24 protein-coding genes are annotated in these 18,004 nt (G+C 37.9%); 5 read left to right on the top strand and 19 right to left on the bottom strand.

From position 1 onward, the window contains the following. Window position 1: 1 nt before the first annotated feature. From HUE58_RS07035 to efp, 7 genes are all read right to left on the bottom strand, one after another. Complete coding sequence (locus tag HUE58_RS07035; protein WP_246260802.1) at window positions 2-115, bottom strand: hypothetical protein; 114 nt, start codon at window positions 113-115, stop codon at window positions 2-4. Continuing rightward, window positions 112-363: a hypothetical protein gene (locus HUE58_RS06635; RefSeq protein ID WP_246260801.1), complete on the bottom strand. Its 252-nt coding sequence runs from the start codon at window positions 361-363 to the stop codon at window positions 112-114. Before HUE58_RS06635 ends, HUE58_RS07035 begins: the two co-directional genes overlap by 4 nt. 32 nt (window positions 364-395) lie before the next feature. Further along, complete coding sequence (locus HUE58_RS07030) at window positions 396-536, bottom strand: CxxCxxCC domain-containing protein (RefSeq protein WP_246260800.1); 141 nt, start codon at window positions 534-536, stop codon at window positions 396-398. A 126-nt stretch (window positions 537-662) separates the two neighbouring features. After that, a complete protein-coding gene (locus tag HUE58_RS07025; RefSeq protein WP_246260799.1) occupies window positions 663-845 on the bottom strand; it encodes a CxxCxxCC domain-containing protein in 183 nt (60 codons plus the stop codon). Continuing rightward, a complete protein-coding gene (locus HUE58_RS06625; protein WP_174606182.1) occupies window positions 842-2,515 on the bottom strand; it encodes a tetratricopeptide repeat protein in 1,674 nt (557 codons plus the stop codon). The genes HUE58_RS07025 and HUE58_RS06625 overlap by 4 nt, the downstream gene beginning before the upstream one ends. A 50-nt stretch (window positions 2,516-2,565) precedes the next feature. After that, a complete protein-coding gene (epmA, locus tag HUE58_RS06620; protein ID WP_174606181.1) occupies window positions 2,566-3,444 on the bottom strand; it encodes an EF-P lysine aminoacylase EpmA in 879 nt (292 codons plus the stop codon). Window positions 3,445-3,503: 59 nt separating this feature from the next. Then, window positions 3,504-4,067, bottom strand: a complete 564-nt coding sequence (gene efp / locus HUE58_RS06615) for an elongation factor P (RefSeq protein WP_174606180.1) — start codon at window positions 4,065-4,067, stop codon at window positions 3,504-3,506. A gap of 80 nt (window positions 4,068-4,147) precedes the next feature. Here efp and sucC point away from each other — a divergent pair, with 80 nt between their 5' ends. From sucC to HUE58_RS06600, 3 genes are read left to right on the top strand one after another with little or no spacing between them, the layout of a single operon-like run. Then, on the top strand, window positions 4,148-5,308 hold the full coding sequence (sucC, locus tag HUE58_RS06610) for an ADP-forming succinate--CoA ligase subunit beta (RefSeq protein WP_174606179.1): 1,161 nt from the start codon (window positions 4,148-4,150) through the stop codon (window positions 5,306-5,308). Next, window positions 5,305-6,174, top strand: coding sequence for a succinate--CoA ligase subunit alpha (gene sucD, locus HUE58_RS06605; protein WP_174606178.1), 870 nt, complete (start codon window positions 5,305-5,307; stop codon window positions 6,172-6,174). The genes sucC and sucD overlap by 4 nt, the downstream gene beginning before the upstream one ends. Continuing rightward, window positions 6,171-6,941 carry a hypothetical protein gene (locus tag HUE58_RS06600; protein ID WP_174606177.1) on the top strand — a complete coding sequence of 257 codons (771 nt, stop codon included), beginning with the start codon at window positions 6,171-6,173 and terminating at the stop codon, window positions 6,939-6,941. Before sucD ends, HUE58_RS06600 begins: the two co-directional genes overlap by 4 nt. Before the next feature lie 73 nt (window positions 6,942-7,014). Here the strand turns inward: HUE58_RS06600 and HUE58_RS07020 are convergent, their stop codons facing one another. From HUE58_RS07020 to HUE58_RS07440, 9 genes are all read right to left on the bottom strand, one after another. Then, complete coding sequence (locus HUE58_RS07020; protein ID WP_246260869.1) at window positions 7,015-7,326, bottom strand: S-adenosylmethionine:tRNA ribosyltransferase-isomerase; 312 nt, start codon at window positions 7,324-7,326, stop codon at window positions 7,015-7,017. 123 nt (window positions 7,327-7,449) lie between these two features. Then, on the bottom strand, window positions 7,450-7,602 hold the full coding sequence (locus HUE58_RS07015; protein WP_246260868.1) for a hypothetical protein: 153 nt from the start codon (window positions 7,600-7,602) through the stop codon (window positions 7,450-7,452). Window positions 7,603-7,618: 16 nt separating this feature from the next. Then, window positions 7,619-8,236: an RnfABCDGE type electron transport complex subunit G gene (locus HUE58_RS06590; RefSeq protein WP_174606176.1), complete on the bottom strand. Its 618-nt coding sequence runs from the start codon at window positions 8,234-8,236 to the stop codon at window positions 7,619-7,621. Then, the gene (locus tag HUE58_RS06585; protein WP_174606263.1) at window positions 8,236-9,150 is read right to left on the bottom strand and encodes an RnfABCDGE type electron transport complex subunit D; all 915 of its coding nucleotides are present in this window, start codon (window positions 9,148-9,150) and stop codon (window positions 8,236-8,238) included. The genes HUE58_RS06590 and HUE58_RS06585 overlap by 1 nt, the downstream gene beginning before the upstream one ends. A 29-nt stretch (window positions 9,151-9,179) precedes the next feature. Then, the gene (gene rsxC, locus HUE58_RS06580) at window positions 9,180-10,670 is read right to left on the bottom strand and encodes an electron transport complex subunit RsxC (RefSeq protein ID WP_174606175.1); all 1,491 of its coding nucleotides are present in this window, start codon (window positions 10,668-10,670) and stop codon (window positions 9,180-9,182) included. Then, the gene (gene rsxB / locus HUE58_RS06575) at window positions 10,663-11,205 is read right to left on the bottom strand and encodes an electron transport complex subunit RsxB (protein WP_174606174.1); all 543 of its coding nucleotides are present in this window, start codon (window positions 11,203-11,205) and stop codon (window positions 10,663-10,665) included. The genes rsxC and rsxB overlap by 8 nt, the downstream gene beginning before the upstream one ends. Before the next feature lies 1 nt (window position 11,206). Next, a complete protein-coding gene (gene rsxA, locus HUE58_RS06570; protein ID WP_174606173.1) occupies window positions 11,207-11,782 on the bottom strand; it encodes an electron transport complex subunit RsxA in 576 nt (191 codons plus the stop codon). A 181-nt stretch (window positions 11,783-11,963) separates the two neighbouring features. Beyond that, window positions 11,964-12,161 carry a phosphoadenosine phosphosulfate reductase domain-containing protein gene (locus HUE58_RS07445; protein ID WP_174606172.1) on the bottom strand — a complete coding sequence of 66 codons (198 nt, stop codon included), beginning with the start codon at window positions 12,159-12,161 and terminating at the stop codon, window positions 11,964-11,966. A gap of 415 nt (window positions 12,162-12,576) precedes the next feature. Further along, on the bottom strand, window positions 12,577-12,774 hold the full coding sequence (locus tag HUE58_RS07440; RefSeq protein ID WP_174606171.1) for a DUF934 domain-containing protein: 198 nt from the start codon (window positions 12,772-12,774) through the stop codon (window positions 12,577-12,579). Window positions 12,775-13,089: 315 nt separating this feature from the next. On the opposite strand from HUE58_RS07440, the gene HUE58_RS07010 reads away from it, so the two are divergent. Continuing rightward, complete coding sequence (locus HUE58_RS07010; RefSeq protein WP_246260797.1) at window positions 13,090-13,305, top strand: hypothetical protein; 216 nt, start codon at window positions 13,090-13,092, stop codon at window positions 13,303-13,305. 315 nt (window positions 13,306-13,620) lie between these two features. Then, window positions 13,621-13,737, top strand: a complete 117-nt coding sequence (locus HUE58_RS07005; RefSeq protein ID WP_246260796.1) for an MGMT family protein — start codon at window positions 13,621-13,623, stop codon at window positions 13,735-13,737. A 70-nt stretch (window positions 13,738-13,807) separates the two neighbouring features. Here HUE58_RS07005 and glmM read toward each other — a convergent pair whose 3' ends face one another. Genes glmM through ftsH form a run of 3 tightly spaced genes read right to left on the bottom strand, consistent with a single transcriptional unit; the run spans window position 13,808 to window position 17,879 of the window. Then, window positions 13,808-15,133, bottom strand: coding sequence for a phosphoglucosamine mutase (glmM, locus tag HUE58_RS06545; protein WP_174606170.1), 1,326 nt, complete (start codon window positions 15,131-15,133; stop codon window positions 13,808-13,810). After that, window positions 15,126-15,917, bottom strand: coding sequence for a dihydropteroate synthase (gene folP / locus HUE58_RS06540; RefSeq protein WP_174606169.1), 792 nt, complete (start codon window positions 15,915-15,917; stop codon window positions 15,126-15,128). Before folP ends, glmM begins: the two co-directional genes overlap by 8 nt. A gap of 39 nt (window positions 15,918-15,956) precedes the next feature. Then, complete coding sequence (gene ftsH, locus HUE58_RS06535; protein ID WP_174606168.1) at window positions 15,957-17,879, bottom strand: ATP-dependent zinc metalloprotease FtsH; 1,923 nt, start codon at window positions 17,877-17,879, stop codon at window positions 15,957-15,959. Window positions 17,880-18,004: the final 125 nt, after the last annotated feature.

Below are 18,004 nucleotides of genomic sequence, written 5' to 3'. Positions count from 1 at the left end.
TTTATTCGCCTTTCTTTTTATATATGAATGTTTTGGTTAATAAAATTTCGTTTTGTTGGTTTAACACTTCAGCTCTCCATTCCCCTGTCCATGTGTGCCAAATATTTTTACTCAACCACGAACGCGCCAACGCTTTTCTTTAAGGTTAAAACTAATTTCAGCTTTAACCTTATCCCTATAGCTCCAACGATGTGTAACTTTATCACCCGTTAAATTACGAATATTGGTAAAAAAGTAGATTTTACCTAGAGAACTATTAGCTTTTGTAATTATCTCAATGGGTATTCTATCTTCAACTGATTTGGCAAAAACAGCCGTTGATATATGCTCATGTAGCCAACTTGCTAAAGCAACATTAGCCAAAAGTACTAATAGTAATAAGGTATATTATTTCATTATTCCACCCAGTTAATTATATGTAAATCAATTTCTTCTTCGTTCACTTCGTCGTCTGAAAAAATACGCCCATATACAGAAATACCCGACAAATGCACAGTTTCTACATCACCGCTAATCAGTGAATGCCAGTCAAACAATGGCTTTTTTCATGCAAAAGTCGATAAGCGCATGTACTTGGGTAGCCAATTAAATTTATCACCCCAATTCGAATCGATCGTTAAACAGTCTGGCACCAGTTGTTGGTGCGTCTCATAATGTGGACATTAACAACTTTGTTCATTTATATAGTGACAAATCACATCAGTAAAATAAATATCATCCGTATCTTCGTCCTCAAGCTTATACAAACAACAACGCCTATAATTATCGCATAAAGACTCCCACTGCACACGTATCATGTCTTCTAATGCTGTATTTTCCCAAAACTTTAAAACATCAACTATCATAAATTAGCAATTAAATATAGCAAAATGTGTTTACCCTGTTGACTACCCTTGCGCGTTGTTATGCTTGCCCAATAATAAGCCTTATTGTAATCTGTCTGAATACCAATACCATTCATATACATTATGGCCAGGGTATTTTGCGACTGAGTAATGCCTTGATTAGCAGACTGACGTATTAATATAAATGCTGCTCTATTATCCTTACGCACAACTTCACCCTTATAATAAAGCGCACTCAAATTATATTGAGCAATAGGATTACCTTGCTCAACATTGGCAAGTAACGTTTCCAAATTAATATTTGATTTAATATGATCATTAAGCGATTTAGCAATCTCATCCTGATCGGGAATCAGGCTAGTTGTATTGTCAAATAATTGCTCATCTAGATTAGAATCAATAGCAGGAGCAACAGACTGCTGAGGCGTCTCTGCCATAACTGGCTTAATAGTAACCACTGGCTTGACAATATTGGTAACATTTTGAATAATGCTTTGTTTCTGTTTAGATTGCAATCTTTTTAACAATTCAACCGCTGATGCGTTGTTTTGATTTGCTGCTAATTCTAAATAATGAGCCGCTTCTTTAACCATATCTTGATTAAAGAAACTTTTACCTAACTGGTATTGAGCCTTAACATACCCCGCCTTTGCAGCTTTAAGTAAATAAGTTTTAGCCAGCATTTCATTCTTAACCGTAACATCGCCTTTGTTATAAATCAAATACAATTGGTACTGTGATACTTGATGGCCCTTAGTTGACAAATCAAGTAACGTGGCTAAGGCCTGCTTAACATCTTTATCAATACCATTTCCCTTCAGTTGCAATAATGCCAAATGGTAGCGCGCCTCCGGATGTTCTTGTTCAGCTGCTTTTTGATACCAAGCAATTGCACTAGGTAAATTGCGTTTAACTTTGGCGCTTTTTCGATAAATTACTCCTACTAAAAACTGTGACTGCGCATCATCTTGATTGGCTGCCATTAATGCCCAATGTAAGGCCTTAATATCATCTTGTTTAACCAAATAGCCAATTCGATACAACATTGATAATCTAGCCTGAGCATCAACAAAACCCTGATTTGCGGACTTTTTATAATAATCTAATGCTTTATTGGTATCTTCCTCACGTTCATAGAAATCAGCTAAGTAAAATTGTGCTTCAGGGTCGAATTGATTAGCTGCTGCTTCATACCACCGCTGTGCTAGCGTTAGGTCTCTATCGACACTAATACCCACCTCGTATAACTTAGCAAGATTAAGTTGTGCTGCCCCATATCCCAATAATGCTGCTTTTTCATACCAAGACAATGCTTGTTCTAAATCTTTACCAACCCCTAGGCCATAATAATAACTATTAGCCACATTGAATTGCGCACTTGCATAGTCCTGTTCAGCCACCTGTAAGTACCAATAAAAAGCCAATTTATCGTCTTTTATTACATAAATACCATTATGGTACATATTAGCTAAACTAAATTGCGATCTAGCGTCGCCACGCTTAGCTGATGTTTTTAATTTGGTCAATAACTGTTCAGCAGACAATGACGTATTTAATTGAGGTATGTCTAATTGCTGTTGGATAACTTGGTTGTTATTAGTAGGTTGTAAAATCTGCAATGCCTGTATTGGTAAAGAAAATAAAAGAACAAGGTGGATAAATTTAATCATGAGTTTTTGTTTTATTGGCTAATTAAAATTAGCCCTATTCTAATCTGAGTTTAACTAATTTGTGTTAATAATCGATTAATGCCTATTGCCACACCCGCACATTGCGGCAAAGGATTGTCAAGTTTGGATAAAAACGATACATCAACTGGCGGTATAAACTTACCAAGCTGCTTTCGTTTAGCAGTTTCATGCATAAAAACTTGCTCATATTCACTCTTAGTTTGCAACTCATCATAACCATTTGCCACCTCAATACCATCTAAATATAACTCAAAACGGTGTACTACTTGACCTTCTACTTTAGCAAGTGCAGATTGTGATTTAGGGTAGTCATAAATAAAACACAAGGGCAATTCTTTTAACTTCGGCTCAACTAAGTGCACAAAAAGCAACATTTGCAACTCTTCAATCCAAGAAAAATCAGCACTCAAACCTAATTTTTCAGCGAAAATTTTAAGCGTATCAAGATCAGTATTTAAAATATCAATATCAGCATATTGACTAAAAACTTGAGCATAAGAGAACCACTGCACTTTATCTTTAATACCCAATACTTGCAACAAACTAACCATGTCATCCATTAACTGGTGAATATCAAAGCCCAAGCGATAATATTCAAGCAGAGTAAATTCATTAGAATTTCGCTCACCGTATTCATTATCACGAAATACTTGACAAACTTGGTAAATATCTCCGCTGCCTTGTGCTAGAAGTTTTTTCATTTCCAACTCTGGAGAGGTATGCAAATATTGAGTACTTTGCATACCAATATCAATATTAACAGTTGATGAAATACTGTCAATATAAACATCACTCGTTGGCGTGTTTAGCAGTGTTAGCGTTTGAACTTCTAAGACTTTTTGTTGCTCAAAGAACTGTCTAATTTTTTGAATAACTCGCTGTCTTTTAATAAGTGCATTTCGTATCATAAGCAAAGAAACGAGTAAGACTCATTCCAAAAAATAGGTAGTGAATAACTAAGATAATACTATACACGCCCTGCATATTCATTAGTACGCGTATCTACTTTAACCTTATCACCAATACTAACAAAAAGAGGCACTTGCACCACAACACCTGTATTCATGGTTGCTGGTTTACCACCTGTACCCACCGTATCGCCTTTTAAACCTGGATCAGTATCAAGCACTTCAAGAATAACATGATTAAGCGGGATAACTGAAATAGGGTTATCATTCCAAAGTGTCACCGTACACATATCCTGTTCAACTAAATAACCCTTGGTATCACTCATAGCAGTGCTATCAATGGCATATTGCTCAAATGAGTCTAGATCCATAAAATTCCACGCACTACCGTCGTTATAAAGATATTGTAAATCCAACTCCATCACATCAGCACCCTCTAGAAAGTCACCAGACTTAAAAGTTTTAATCAGTGTTTTCCCAGTAATTAAATCTTTAAACTTCACTCGATTAAACACCTGACCTTTGCCAGGTTTGACAATTTCGTTATTCACAATCGAACAAGGATTGCCATCTAACATGAGCTTTAAAGCGTTTTTGAATTGGCTAGTAGAATAATTTGCCATTTTCTAAAAACCACAAAAATAAAACCTTTTATTTTACGCAAATATCAAACTACACCAAATTTTGTTTGTAAAATAAACTGATGCACATACACGAATACCAAGCTAAAACATTATTTAGCCACAGACACATTCAAATTCCCAAAGGCATTCTTATTGATAGTGTTGCCAAGGCTGGCGATGCTTGCAAGGCTTTGGAGGGTGATGTTTGGGTTGTTAAAGCCCAAGTTCATGCGGGGGGGCGTGGCAAGGGAGGTGGTGTTATTTTGTGTCGTAGCATTGAAGAAGTTAGGCGTGTATGTGGTCAATTATTAGACTCACAACTAATTACGCCACAAACAAATGCTAAAGGATTACCAGTGGGTCAATTATTAATTGAAGTAGGGCAAAATATTGAGCGTGAATTATATCTTGGCTTGTTGATTGATAGGCAAACGCAAAAAATCACTGTTTTAGCCTCTACTAAAGGTGGCATGGATATTGAAAAAGTTGCCAGTGAAACGCCTGATAAAATTATTAAATTTGGTATTAATCCATTAGGTGATTTGTCTGTACAAGATTGCACCTTGGTAGCGAAAAAACTAGGGCTTAATGCTGAACTTATCAAGCAATTTAACAATACTCTTTTGGGTTTGTATAGGATTTTTACTCAAAAAGATGTTAATCTGATTGAAATTAATCCACTTATTGTTACTAAAGAAAACCAGCTATTAGCACTTGATGGGAAGATTGATTTTGACGATAATGCACTGTATCGCCATAAGGATATTACTGCATTGCGTGATATTTCACAAGAAGATGAAAAAGAAAGACTCGCCAGTGAATATCAACTTAACTATATTTCACTTGATGGCACAATTGGCTGCATGGTGAATGGCGCGGGGCTGGCAATGGCAACGATGGATTTAATTGAGCATTTTGGCGGCTCACCTGCTAATTTTTTAGATGTTGGTGGTGGGACAACTGCTGATAAGGTTGCCAAAGCTTTTGAACTAATTCAAACTGAAGCGAATGTTAAAGGCATTTTAGTAAATATTTTTGGTGGTATTGTACGCTGTGATTTAATCGCACAAGGTATATTACAAGCCATCAAAACAATCGGCTTAATCCTACCAATTGTGGTGCGCTTAGGAGGTACTAACGCCCCAGCAGGGTTAAACTTGCTTGGTGAATCTGAATTTAATATCCATGTAGAATCTGACTTAACCAAAGCCACTATAAAAATTGTGGAGCTGACCAAATGAGTGTTCTAATTGACAAAAATACACGCGTAATCACCCAAGGCTTTACAGGCAAACAAGGCACGTTCCACTCCGAACAATCCATCGCCTATGGCACGCAATTTGTCGGCGGGGTAACGCCAAATAAAGGCGGGCAAAAGCACCTAAGTTTACCTGTTTTTAATACAGTAGCACAGACAATGCGTGAAACGGGTGCTAATGCAAGCATGATTTATGTGCCGCCTCAATTTGCTTACGCCTCAATACTTGAATCCATTGAGGCACAAATGCCCGTGATTGCTTGTATCACTGAAGGCATTCCCGTGCAAGATATGCTTAAAATTAAAGCCATTTTAAAAACATCAAACTCAATTTTGATTGGTCCTAACTGCCCAGGTGTCATTACACCCGATGAATGCAAATTAGGCATTATGTCCGGCAACATTCACCAAGCTGGTAGTGTTGGCATCATATCACGCTCAGGCACACTTACTTATGAAGCTGTACATCAAACCACCCAAGCAGACTTAGGACAAAGCACCTGTATTGGCATTGGTGGCGATCCCATTCAAGGCATGAGTTTTATTGATTGTCTCGCCCTATTTGAAGCAGATCCACAAACCCAGTCCATCATTATGGTGGGTGAAATTGGCGGCTCAGCCGAAGAGGAGGCGGCAGAATACATTCAGTCCCACGTGTCTAAACCTGTGGTGTCTTATATTGCAGGGCTGAGCGCACCAGAAGGCAAGCGTATGGGACATGCGGGTGCGGTTATTAGTGCTGGCACTGGCAAAGCAATCGATAAAATCAATGCCTTAAAAAAAGTCGGCGTAGCAATTGCACCCACACCCACAACCATGGGTGAAACCTTACTTGAGGTGTTGGCATGAAAAGACCCATTATTGTATTAGGCATTGGTGAATTAGGCAGTGTTTTCTCTCGTGCTTTTTTAAAGAATAATTATCCTGTTTACCCCATCACCCGACAAACTAATATTGATGAGTTGGCAAATATCATCAACCCAGAACTTATTTTGGTTTGCACAGCAGAAGCCGATTTACAAAATGCCCTTCAATCTATTCCTAAGCAATGGAAAGATAGAGTTGCCATGATGCAAAATGAACTTCTGCCTCGTGATTGGCAAACGTACAATTTTATAAATGTCACTGTGATTTCAGTCTGGTTTGAAAAAAAGAAAGGCATGGATTCTAAAGTATTAATCTCATCCCCTACCTATGGCAAAAAAGCACAAATTCTACTTGATTCTTTGGCGTTGATTGACATCCCCGTCCACATGCTTAACTCTAAAGAGGGGTTATTATTTGAGCTGGTGTTAAAAAATATCTACATTCTAACCACCAACATTACAGGTCTAGCCATTGAAAAAGGCGCAACAGTTAATGACTTGCGCAACCAACACCTAGACTTAATGCGTCATGTATCAAATGATATCCTAGCCCTACAAGCCCAACTCACTGGGCAAACTTTTGATGCAAAAAAATTAGAACAAGGCATGATAAAAGCCTTCCAAGGCGACTTAGAACACAAATGCATGGGCAGATTCGCATCTGTAAGACTAAAGCGTACACTTGAATTGGCAAAAGCATTTAACCTATCTGTACCGACACTAAAAAAGATTGAAAGCAAACATTTTTAACTATTCATCTTGGTAAAAATCTTCCCAGTCTTTCTTTTAGCTGAGTAAAAAACACCTCAAAAGCTGGGTAAATCTAGTTGAGATTGCCTCTGTTTTTTGCCCCACATTGCTTCGGGAAAATAACTGTCTGTTTTAGAACGCGCCATGGTGTACCTGGTAAACTTGTGGCAATATTAATTCTATCTGCGTTGAAATAACTTAACAATAACTTTTCAGTAATATCAATAATTCTAAAAATATCAGTTTCACCTTGGTTAATTTTATCAACAGTTTCCTGATTAATTTCAAACGTTTCGCTGTGCATGATGTGCTTTTTAATATTGTCGGTTTTGACAGGAACAAATGTACCTACACTAACATGTAATGTCACAAATACGTGATCAATACCTTGGTTTTTTAATTTTGCTAGCAGTTTATCAGCAAAATGCTGCCCTGCAGTAGGGAAAACTTGTTACTGCGCCATTTTAAGAGGCGTTCAATCATGATTTCAACCTTGCCGCCAATTGCCTTATGCCCAAACAGGCGTGCAGGAATCTTTAATATTGTTCATCACCAACAAGTCACCTGCTTGGGTTATTTTATTAAATTGTTTATCTATAATCTCTGATTGTGCAATTAAAAGCCATGAATCTGTCCTATTTTTTGGTGGATTTTGGGCGATTAAGTCCTTTGGTAAATCAAAATCCTTTAATGCATGGTTTTTTGCTAAATGAGCAAGGTTTGTTTAGTAGTTCTAGAACTTGATAAGTAGCCGTTATAATAGCGCGGGGGGTAATAGTTGCACCAGTAAAACCGTCAAATATACCACCATCTCGTTTAACCTTCCAATTTTTTGGGGCTGGATTTAAGAATGAAAGCCCAAGGAATTGTTCAATCCAGTTTGATTTTTTGAGCTCAATTTTATCGCCCAAGCCTGGGGTTTCTTTATGTGTGATAACACGAACGCCTAGAAGTTTTTTGTCAACACAAACGCCTGTTAATAGACGGATATCGCCATTATAACCATTCGGATAGACGTGTTCAATCAAATAAGCAAATACTTGATGGTTCTTTTTTGCTGGATAAATGCTAATGGTTTGTGTAATACCGTGTAGTACAAGGGTTTTGGTGTATTTATCTGCCAATATATCATTGCTATAATCGCTAATCAATTCACCTAGGCGTTGGATTAATAATTGCTTTTCATTATAAGTAATTGCGTCTTTGGTATTGATTTGCGTGAGTGAAACAAAAGATATACTCACTACTGTGAATACGAACAATAAAGCCCCTGATTTTAAAATAGCACGTAACATTATTGCCCAAATACCTTAGGCTGCGTGTAAGCATCAATAAGTGGCACAGTCATGTTCATTAACAACACTGCAAAGGCAATACCATCAGGATAGCCACCAAAAGTGCGGATAATAACAATTAACACGCCTATCAAAAAACCATAAATTATTCTACCTTTAGATGTGGTGCTGGCAGAAACTGGGTCGGTTGCAATAAAAAATGCACCCAACATTGTACCACCCAACATAAGATGGTTTTGCGTGGACAGATATAAATCAACATTGCTCATCCACAACAACATTGAGCTTATGACAATACCTATTAAAAACGAGGCGGGAATATGCCAAAAGATAACTTTTCTAAATAATAAATACAAACCACCCAATAAAAACCCTGCATTAATCCATGCTTGTGAAGGTGAGTGTATTTCCAATTGTTGGATTGAGCCTGCCAATGATAGACCATTCTTTACCTCGTCCAATTTTGTTGCACCACTAATCACATCAATATTGTTCAAATTAAACACCGTTTCTAAAGCGTGATTAAGACTTAAGAAATCAACCTGCCAAGTGCTCATTTGTAATGGATAAGAAATCAGTAAAAACACATAGCCTAACATAGCAGGATTAAATGGATTGTTGCCCAAACCACCGTACAATTGCTTGCCAAAAATAATCGCAAAACTCACACCTACTATAATCACCCACCACGGCGCAATACTGGGAATAGAGATGGCTAATAAGGTTGCTGTGAGTATTGCTGAGCCATCACTAATTGAGCTAATAATATCACGCCCTCTGAGAGCCAAAAATGCTGATTCAACCGCAATGGCTGTTATTACACCCAACACTATTTGCAACAAAACACCCCAACCAAAGAAATAATAAGCCACCATCACACCTAATGATAGGGCATAAATCACTTGGCGCATCATCCATGAAGTTGAGCTAAATATTGGTATCGTCACCTTTTATCCTTTGCTTGTTTCACTCGTTGCATCGCCTCATCAACTTTTTGCTTTTGAGATTGTTCTTTTGCCATTTTTTCTTTTAAAACTTTTTTCTTATCTGCCATCATTTGTGTACGTTCAAGCTTGTTACGCTCAAGACGATGTTCTCTACATTCAAACCTTTCTCTAGCAATATTGCTTTTATCCTGTTCACGAGTTTGTTGCTTGCCAAGCGCCTTAGCAAAAGAAAAATAGCTCGCCAATGGTATGTGGCTTGGGCAAACATAATCACAACAAGCACATTCAATACAATCAGGCAAATTATAATTCAAAGCCTTTTCAATATTCTCACTTTTGGCATGCCAATAAAGTTGTTGTGGTAGTAGCCCAACAGGGCAAACTTCTGAACATTGCCCGCAGCGAATACACTCCTGAATCACAGGCTTTTGCACTTGATTATTAACAAAAATAGCACTGGTTGTTTTGCCAATAGGTGCGTTAATATCAGCAACATCAATGCCCATCATCATACCGCCCATGCGATAATTATGTACTCTTTTATTAGGACTAACCAATGAAATAAGATGCTCAAATGATGCGCCTAAGCGCACTTCAAAATTATTAGGTCTAACACCATCTCCTGTTACCGTAACAATACGTGATACCAGCGGTCTATGGCTAATAACTGCATCAAACACCGCTTTAGCAGTCGCTATGTTTTGGCAAATAATGCCTTTATCCACCGCAAAACCTCCTGATGGGATTTCAACATCAAGTAATGCTTTGATAAGTAGTTTTTCAGCACCAGAAGTATATTTAGTTGGAATTTGATTAACGCTAATTCTATCATTATGATTAAACGTTAATAACGCATGATAAGCCACTTGCTTATCCTCTTCAATGGCAATAATTACACGCTTTGCACCACAAATATGTAGCAAAATTTCTACGCCACGAATAATTTCCCTTGGATGGAATTGCATCAAAGCATCATCGCACATAACCCCTGGCTCACATTCGGTACCATTGATAATCAAAGTGTGACAATCTACAACCTTATCAATCTTAATATGGGTTGGAAATCCAGCACCGCCCAATCCGACAATACCTGATTTTTGAATGGCTTCAATCAAAGCTTTTGTTGAATAATGCAAAAAATCAACATGATTATTTTTTCTATCTATCCACTTATCTTTACCATCAGATTCAATAGTAATGCACTCAGATTTCAGCCCTGATTGATGCGCTATGGTTTGCTTGTCAATGCTCAAAACCACACCAGAGATTGGGGCGTGAATTGGAACACTAAAACCATCCTTAGCACTGGCAATGACCTGCCCAACGAGCACATAATCACCAATACTTACACAAGGTTTAACTTGCCCGCCAAGTTGTTGTAAAGATAAAACTACTTTTGTTGGTAATGGCGCTTGAATAATCTCAACCTTATCTACCAGATAAGGATTTTTAATAACAATACCACCATTAAATGAATAATCAGCCATATTTAACCTTGGCGATATTTGGCACAAATGTGGTTAATGTAGGTTTAACCTCTTGCACATGAATACAATCAACTGGGCACACAGGAATGCACAAATCACACCCTGTGCATTCATCAATAATGACTTGGGTCATCACCTTAGAAGCACCCACGAATGCATCCACAGGACAAGCCTGAATACACAAAGTACAGCCAATGCAAACTTGTTCATCCACAAATACCACGTGGCTAGGTTTGGTCTCACCATGCTCGGCATTTAATTCTAAAGTTTCAACGCCTAAAAGTTCTGCCAAAGCATCAACCCCTTCTTGCCCGCCTGGTGGGCACTGGTTAATTTGCGCCTCACCACTAGCAATCGCTTGCGCATAAGGACGACACCCAAGGTAATCGCATTGACCACATTGGGTTTGTGGCAAAATGGCATCTATCTGGTCAATCAAAGGATTGCCTTTTAACTTAAATTTAACCCCAGCGTATCCTAGTACTAGACCCAATGTTAGCGTCAAAACAGAGAAAACTAAAACTGAATCAAACAACTCAAGCAAGTCCAGTAAAGCCCATAAACGCCATTGACATCAGTCCAGCAGTAATCAAAGCAACAGGTGCGCCTTTAAATGCAATTGGTACATCGGCTGTGTCAATGCGTTCACGCATGGCTGAAAACAACACCAACACAAATGAAAATCCAATGGCAGCACCAAAACCATAAACGCCCGATGCTAAAAATCCATGGTCTTGATTAACATTTAACAATGCCACACCTAACATGGCGCAGTTAGTGGTAATAAGTGGTAAAAATACACCTAGAGATTGGTGCAAAACAGGTGAGGTTTTATTAACCACCAATTCCGTAAAGCTAACCACACTTGCAATGGTCACGATAAAAGCAATGGTTCTTAGATATTCCATTTCAAATGGAACCAAAATATAGGTGTTAATTAAATAACTAGAAATACTCGCCAAAGTTAGTACAAAAGTCGTGGCAAAGCCCATACCAATCGCAGTATCAATTTTTTTTGACACTCCCATAAACGGGCATAATCCTAAGAACTTAACCAGTACAAAGTTATTGACCAAAATCGTACTAACCAATATTAAGACGTATTCATTCATAGCGATGATTTTAACCTAATTTTAATTGGCGTTTAACACACAGCAATCCCCTGACATTAGCCTATTTATCTGCCAAGTTAACAATCTGTAAAATCGCATTTAAAGACGTTTTAATGGTTACGTATGAATGCCACATTCACCGTCACACTCACTTAATCCAACTCATCTACCATTTCTTTCATCACCAGTTGCAATACCCTAAGGATCTGTAACTTTCTTGATATAACATATTGACTTTGATTGCATTCATCGCTAAATATTGCCAAATCTCTCTTTCTTCCCAAATTAAAATAGGGTTAAGTTTAGCCAAGTCCTTATCTCGATATTCAAGCTTCCGATAGTTTGTTTGAGTTCTGCCTTCCGTACAACGTAACCCCATAACCCAGTACTTAATCTGAAGTTTTTATAATACCACTCTTGTCGGCTCTACCTTATATATTTCACAACATTTATCTGAGTCTGTTGCGTACAGCTTGTCAACAGTGCTGTCGCTCTCAAATATTTCAGTTTCAGGGTAGCCCTTAACAAAATCTCTCATATACGCTTTTGTTTCAAGTGGTTTATAAGGTGTTGTTACAATAAAATCCTTTATTTTTGGTAATACTTGCTTGGCCAAATACCAAACAAAGTAATACAGAAAAGTTTTTTAAATACCTCAGACGCCAATAGAAGAGACAACTGATAAACTACCCGTCACAAGATAAGCAATAACAACTGTATCTATGATTGCAAAAAACTACCATGAATATGTTTTTATCAATGACCGATGAACTTTTTCATTCATTAGTACCTCCTTAATGATTTATATTGTTCAACCAACCCTGTATTGTTCTCAGCTGCTTGATAGCAAAGTGATCAATATGCACATTAAGTGCTTTAATTTCACCAACATAACCCACTACTTTTTTTAATAATTTCACTTGGGAATAACTCCTTCCATTGTTAAAATTACTAAAATCAACAGCTATTAATGGTGCTTGATTTAGTATCATCGTTACCAAATGGAGGAATAATGTTTTTTATTCGAGATCAGGATAAAAATGTAATTTAATTCCACTAAAATGGCTAAATCATAGCCAACAAAATACCTTATCTAACTGTCCTTCCATTGGCTTTTGTACCCTCCGTTCTAAGTTATCAGGTAAAATTAGATGTCAGAGAGTTAGTCAATACTAAATTAAAAGATACTATATTTAGGAGAAAGCATGATAAAATCAACTGGAAAAATAGGGTATTCGTAGATATCAATAGTTGAGCCAGGTCCCGTATGGCTTATATCTTTGGTCAAGTTGCGTAGCAACAAAACGGTGAGCCAGTGCCCTGAAAATTTAGTAAAGCAAATAAATATTGTTTCGTTAAATACAAAATCTACGCTAGATGCTGTTGGAACCAAACCAGATGATGTCGTCATTGCGCGTATCTACATGATTAGCCTCACACCTAAAAGATTAGAAGAAGTTATACCTCTGTTTTTAGGCACTTTTGAAGGTGGCAGCCCCCTGTGTAACTGGGTGTTGGTGTAGAGAGACCCCTTGCTGCAACACCTGATTTTCAAGTTGAGATGGAGCTTGTTATAAGGCTCCCAGATCAATCCTTGTTGAGCGGTAATTTTTTCTAACAAATCAACATTCAATATTAAATTGGCGAACTAATCATTGGTTCTTATGATGACAAACTTTGTATTCTTGATTTTAGATATCGAAGAATGAGAACAGATGTTGATAATAGAATTAAAAATGGATTAATTAAATAAAGGCTGAATTTATAGAACAAAATGAACAAAATGACAAAAACTAAAAAAACAATTTAACAGTTATCTTGAAAAAGCAGTTCAAGCAGTGGCTAGTGCAAACGGGGCAAGCTCTATTAGTATTATCATTCCTTGTCATCGTTTAGCAGTAATGGAGAACTGGCTGATTATGACGGTGGGTTACCAATTAAAAAACGCTTGCTAAATTTAGAGCACAATAACAATTCAAGACAGATTATTCCCAAATGATATGCAAATAGATTGTATCTTTTACTCTATTTAAAAATGTTTGATAGTCTTTCAGCGCCTTGCTGAGCAATCATTTTATCTTTGGCTTCAACCATCACTCTGATAAGTAGCTCTGTGCCTGAAACGCGGATTAATACTCGACCCTCACGACCAAGCGTTTTCTCAACCTCAAGCTGAGTTTGTTGTAGTTTGATGTGGTTTTCAAGGTTAATTTTTGTTTGGATTTTAACATTAATTAAAACTTGTGGATATTTTCTCATTGATTGCTTTAATTTAGCAAGGCTGGATTGGCTTTTTACCAGTACTTCTAATACTTGTAAGGCAGAAATAATGCCATCGCCAGAAGTGGTTTTATTCAGGCATATGATATGCCCTGAGCTCTCGCCACCTAGTATTGAGCCGCTTTTTTGCATTTGTTCCATCACAAAGCGATCTCCCACGTCAGCTTCGATAAATTTAATATCTAAATCTTTTAGTGCATGACGCATACCTAAGTTGCTCATTTTTGTGCCGACCACTGTCTTATTAACTAGCCTACCTTGAGATTGCCAAACTTTGGCGATAATAAATACCAGCTCGTCACCATCAACCAACTCGCCATTTTCATCCACCATCATTAAGCGATCGCCATCGCCATCAAAGGCAATGCCCAAATCTGCTTTTGACTCTAATACAACTTGTTGCAGGTGTTTGGTGTCGGTTGCACCACAATGCTCATTAATATTAAAGCCATCTGGTGTGTTGTTGATGATATTAATGTTTGCACCCAGTTCTGAGAACACGCTTTGGGCAATGTGATAAGTGGCGCCATTTGCACAATCAATGACAATATTAAGCCCTAAAAGACTTTGCGTTCGATCAAACGTTGATTTGCAAAATTCGATATAACGCCCAAGTGGTTGTTCGTGTCTATGGGCTTTGCCAATCTTATCAGCGCCCACACTGACCATAGGCTCGGCTAATTTTTTCTCAATTTCGCTTTGGTCTTGGCTGTTTAATTTAAGACCTTTGGCAGAAAAAAACTTAACACCATTATCTTGAAAATGATTATGTGAAGCACTAATGACCACGCCAGCACTAACATTATAAGTTTGTGTTAAATAAGCAACTGCAGGCGTTGGCATCGGGCCTAGCAAACCAACATCAACACCAGCAGATAAAAAACCCGCCTCAAGTGCAGATTCGAATAAATAGCCAGATACACGAGTATCTTTGCCAATAATAACACTGGCTTTGCCTTGCTTAGCTAATACTGAGCCAACTGACCAGCCTAATTTTAAGAAAAAATCAGCGGTAATAGGCTCAACACCTACCTTACCACGTATGCCATCAGTACCAAAATAATTACCCAACTTGTTTTCCTGCTACGCTTTTTAAAACCTTAAACGCATCTTTAGTTTCTAAAACGTCGTGTACACGCACAATATTTGCACCGTTTTGAGATGCTATTATAGCGGTTGTTACGCTACCAATCATTCTTCCATCCGTATTTCTATTATTAAGCATACTACCAATCATTGACTTGCGTGACATGCCAACCAAAATCCTCAAACCAAAGCTTTTAAATTCGTCAAGACGACGTAAAATTTCAAGGTTGTGATTGAGTGTTTTACCAAAACCAAAACCTGGGTCTAGAATAATCTTATTTTGGCTAATACCAGCACCAATGCAAGCCTCAATTCTTTGATCAAAAAAATGTTTTATTTCATCAATGACATCTGTATAAACAGGGTTGTTTTGCATATGCATAAGGCACACGTCCTTACCAGTTGATGCTGTCACTTCAAGGGATGATTTAGCCTGCAAAGCACGTACATCATTAATCATACTTGCCCCTGCCTCAATGGCAAGTTGCATGATTTGTGCTTTTGAAGTGTCAATGGAAATCGGCACATTGATTAATTTGGATAACGCTTTAATAACGGGAATAACGCGGCTGGCTTCGTTATCAATTGATACTTGTAGCGCATCTGGTCTGGTTGATTCGCCACCAATATCAATCATATCAGCGCCTTGGTTAATCATTAGTTGAGCCTGATTGATGGCTTTATCAATAATAAGATACTGACCGCCATCTGAAAAAGAATCGGGTGTAATATTAAGCACACCCATAATCATTGTATTAGAAGATTGCATCGTTATATGGCGGCCATGTTAAAAAATAGGAAAAGCGAACTAAGCGACTTGTTCGACAGAGTCTCCGCTTAATGATTTTTCATCAGAATCTTGGTTGTTATTATCCAACTCAACACCTGAGCCTAATTCAGTAGAGGCAACATCAGAATCAACAATCACAGCCGCTTCACGTATTGGTTTTCTGTTCATCAAATCGTCAATTTGCTCTTTATCAATGGTTTCAAACTCCATTAAAGCTTTGCTCATTTCAATTAAGATGTCTTTATTGTCTTTTAAAATTTTTACAGCTACTTGATAATTGCTATCAATAATTTTACGAATTTCGACATCAATGGTTTTAAAGCTCTCTTCTGAAATATGCTTATGCTTAGTAACTTGTCGACCTAAAAATACTTCTCCCTCATCTTCGCCGTATGCCAAAGGTCCTAACATCTCAGACATGCCCCATTGTTTGACCATTTTGTGTGCAATCTCTGTTGCACGCTCAATATCATTACTCGCACCAGTGGTTACGCTATCTGCGCCATAAATCAACTCTTCTGCAACACGCCCACCAAAAAGTGAAGCCACTTGAGAATTTAACTTGCTCTTAGAAATGCTATAACTGTCTTTTTCTGGTAAAAACATCGTCACACCTAATGCTCTACCTCTTGGAATGATGCTTACTTTATATACAGGATCATGTTCAGGCACTAACCGACCTACAATAGCATGGCCTGCTTCATGATAAGCGATCATTTCTTTTTCGGCTTCATCCATTGCCATAGATTTGCGTTCAGAACCCATCATAATTTTATCTTTGGCTTTTTCAAACTCTTGCATACCAACTAATTTTTTATCTTTACCCGCTGCAATTAGGGCGGCTTCATTGGTTAAATTAGCAAGATCTGCGCCAGAAAATCCTGGCGTACCCTTGGCAATATTGATGGATTTAACATTTTTTGCAATGGGCAATTTACGCATATGGATTTTTAAAATCGCGTCACGGCCATTAATATCAGGCAAACCTACGACAACTTGACGATCAAAACGCCCTGGTCTTAATAAAGCAGGGTCTAACACGTCTGGTCTGTTAGTAGCAGCAATCACAATAACACCTTCAGAACCTTCAAAACCATCCATTTCAACCAACATTTGGTTGAGTGTTTGCTCGCGCTCATCATGACCGCCACCCATGCCAGCACCGCGTTGGCGACCCACAGCATCAATTTCATCGATAAAGATAATACAGGGTGCGTTTTTCTTTGCCTGTTCAAACATATCACGAACACGTGATGCGCCGACACCGACAAACATTTCTACAAAATCAGAACCTGAAATAAAGAAAAATGGCACATCGGCTTCACCCGCAATCGCTTTAGCTAATAAGGTTTTTCCTGTACCTGGAGGGCCCACCAAAAGCACACCTTTGGGAATCTTTCCGCCTACTTTAGTGAATTTACGAGGATCGGATAAGAAATCTACCAGTTCACTCACATCATCTTTAGCCTCATCAACACCAGCCACATCATCAAAAGTAGTGTCAGATTCGTCCTTAGTAATCAGGCGTGCTTTGGATCTACCAAAACTCATTGGGTTTTTTCCGCCCATTGCGCCACCAGCGCCCTTCATGGTGTAAAGAACGACACCAATTAATAATAAAATTGGCGCTAAAGAAATGATTAATTGCTTGAAAAATCCGTCTTTTTCAGGCGGTTTGGCAACCACGTTAACGCCGTTATTCAATAAGTCACCCATCAAGCCTAAATCACCCGGACTATAGGTTGAAAACTCCTCACCACCAGCACCTATGCCAATAATATTACTACCAGCAATTGTTACTTGTGATACATCACCTTGCTTAACGCTTTGAATAAACTGAGAATAAGTAATGTCGTTTTTCTGGTTGCCCACTTGGAACTGACTAAAAATCGAAGTAAGGACACTGCCTAAAACTAGCCAAAGTAATAAATTCTTAAACATAATTGTAAAAAATATTATAAAAAAAATAAGAGGGGTAACTATACCCTATTGCATACCTGTATATGGTCTGATGGCGTTTTTTTCAAGATTTATCTACAAATAAATTCAAATTCTGTCATAATTCT

The organism is Candidatus Ruthia endofausta (genome assembly GCF_013342985.1).
GTDB classification, from domain to species: domain Bacteria; phylum Pseudomonadota; class Gammaproteobacteria; order PS1; family Pseudothioglobaceae; genus Ruthia; species Ruthia endofausta.
This window is presented reverse-complemented; position numbering and strand designations above follow the sequence as displayed.

Bases quoted from the DNA above. Each gene is read 5' to 3' on its own strand.
- sucD (WP_174606178.1), top strand. From the start codon at position 5,305: ATGAGTGTTCTAATTGACAAAAATACACGCGTAATCACCCAAGGCTTT.
- rsxC (WP_174606175.1), bottom strand. From the start codon at position 10,670: ATGGCTGATTATTCATTTAATGGTGGTATTGTTATTAAAAATCCTTAT.
- HUE58_RS06625 (WP_174606182.1), bottom strand. From the start codon at position 2,515: ATGATTAAATTTATCCACCTTGTTCTTTTATTTTCTTTACCAATACAG.
- HUE58_RS06600 (WP_174606177.1), top strand. From the start codon at position 6,171: ATGAAAAGACCCATTATTGTATTAGGCATTGGTGAATTAGGCAGTGTT.
- folP (WP_174606169.1), bottom strand. From the start codon at position 15,917: ATGCAATCTTCTAATACAATGATTATGGGTGTGCTTAATATTACACCC.
- sucC (WP_174606179.1), top strand. From the start codon at position 4,148: ATGCACATACACGAATACCAAGCTAAAACATTATTTAGCCACAGACAC.
- HUE58_RS07440 (WP_174606171.1), bottom strand. From the start codon at position 12,774: ATGATACTAAATCAAGCACCATTAATAGCTGTTGATTTTAGTAATTTT.
- efp (WP_174606180.1), bottom strand. From the start codon at position 4,067: ATGGCAAATTATTCTACTAGCCAATTCAAAAACGCTTTAAAGCTCATG.
- HUE58_RS07025 (WP_246260799.1), bottom strand. From the start codon at position 845: ATGATAGTTGATGTTTTAAAGTTTTGGGAAAATACAGCATTAGAAGAC.
- HUE58_RS06590 (WP_174606176.1), bottom strand. From the start codon at position 8,236: ATGTTACGTGCTATTTTAAAATCAGGGGCTTTATTGTTCGTATTCACA.
- rsxA (WP_174606173.1), bottom strand. From the start codon at position 11,782: ATGAATGAATACGTCTTAATATTGGTTAGTACGATTTTGGTCAATAAC.
- HUE58_RS07445 (WP_174606172.1), bottom strand. From the start codon at position 12,161: ATGGGGTTACGTTGTACGGAAGGCAGAACTCAAACAAACTATCGGAAG.
- ftsH (WP_174606168.1), bottom strand. From the start codon at position 17,879: ATGTTTAAGAATTTATTACTTTGGCTAGTTTTAGGCAGTGTCCTTACT.
- epmA (WP_174606181.1), bottom strand. From the start codon at position 3,444: ATGATACGAAATGCACTTATTAAAAGACAGCGAGTTATTCAAAAAATT.
- HUE58_RS06585 (WP_174606263.1), bottom strand. From the start codon at position 9,150: ATGATGCGCCAAGTGATTTATGCCCTATCATTAGGTGTGATGGTGGCT.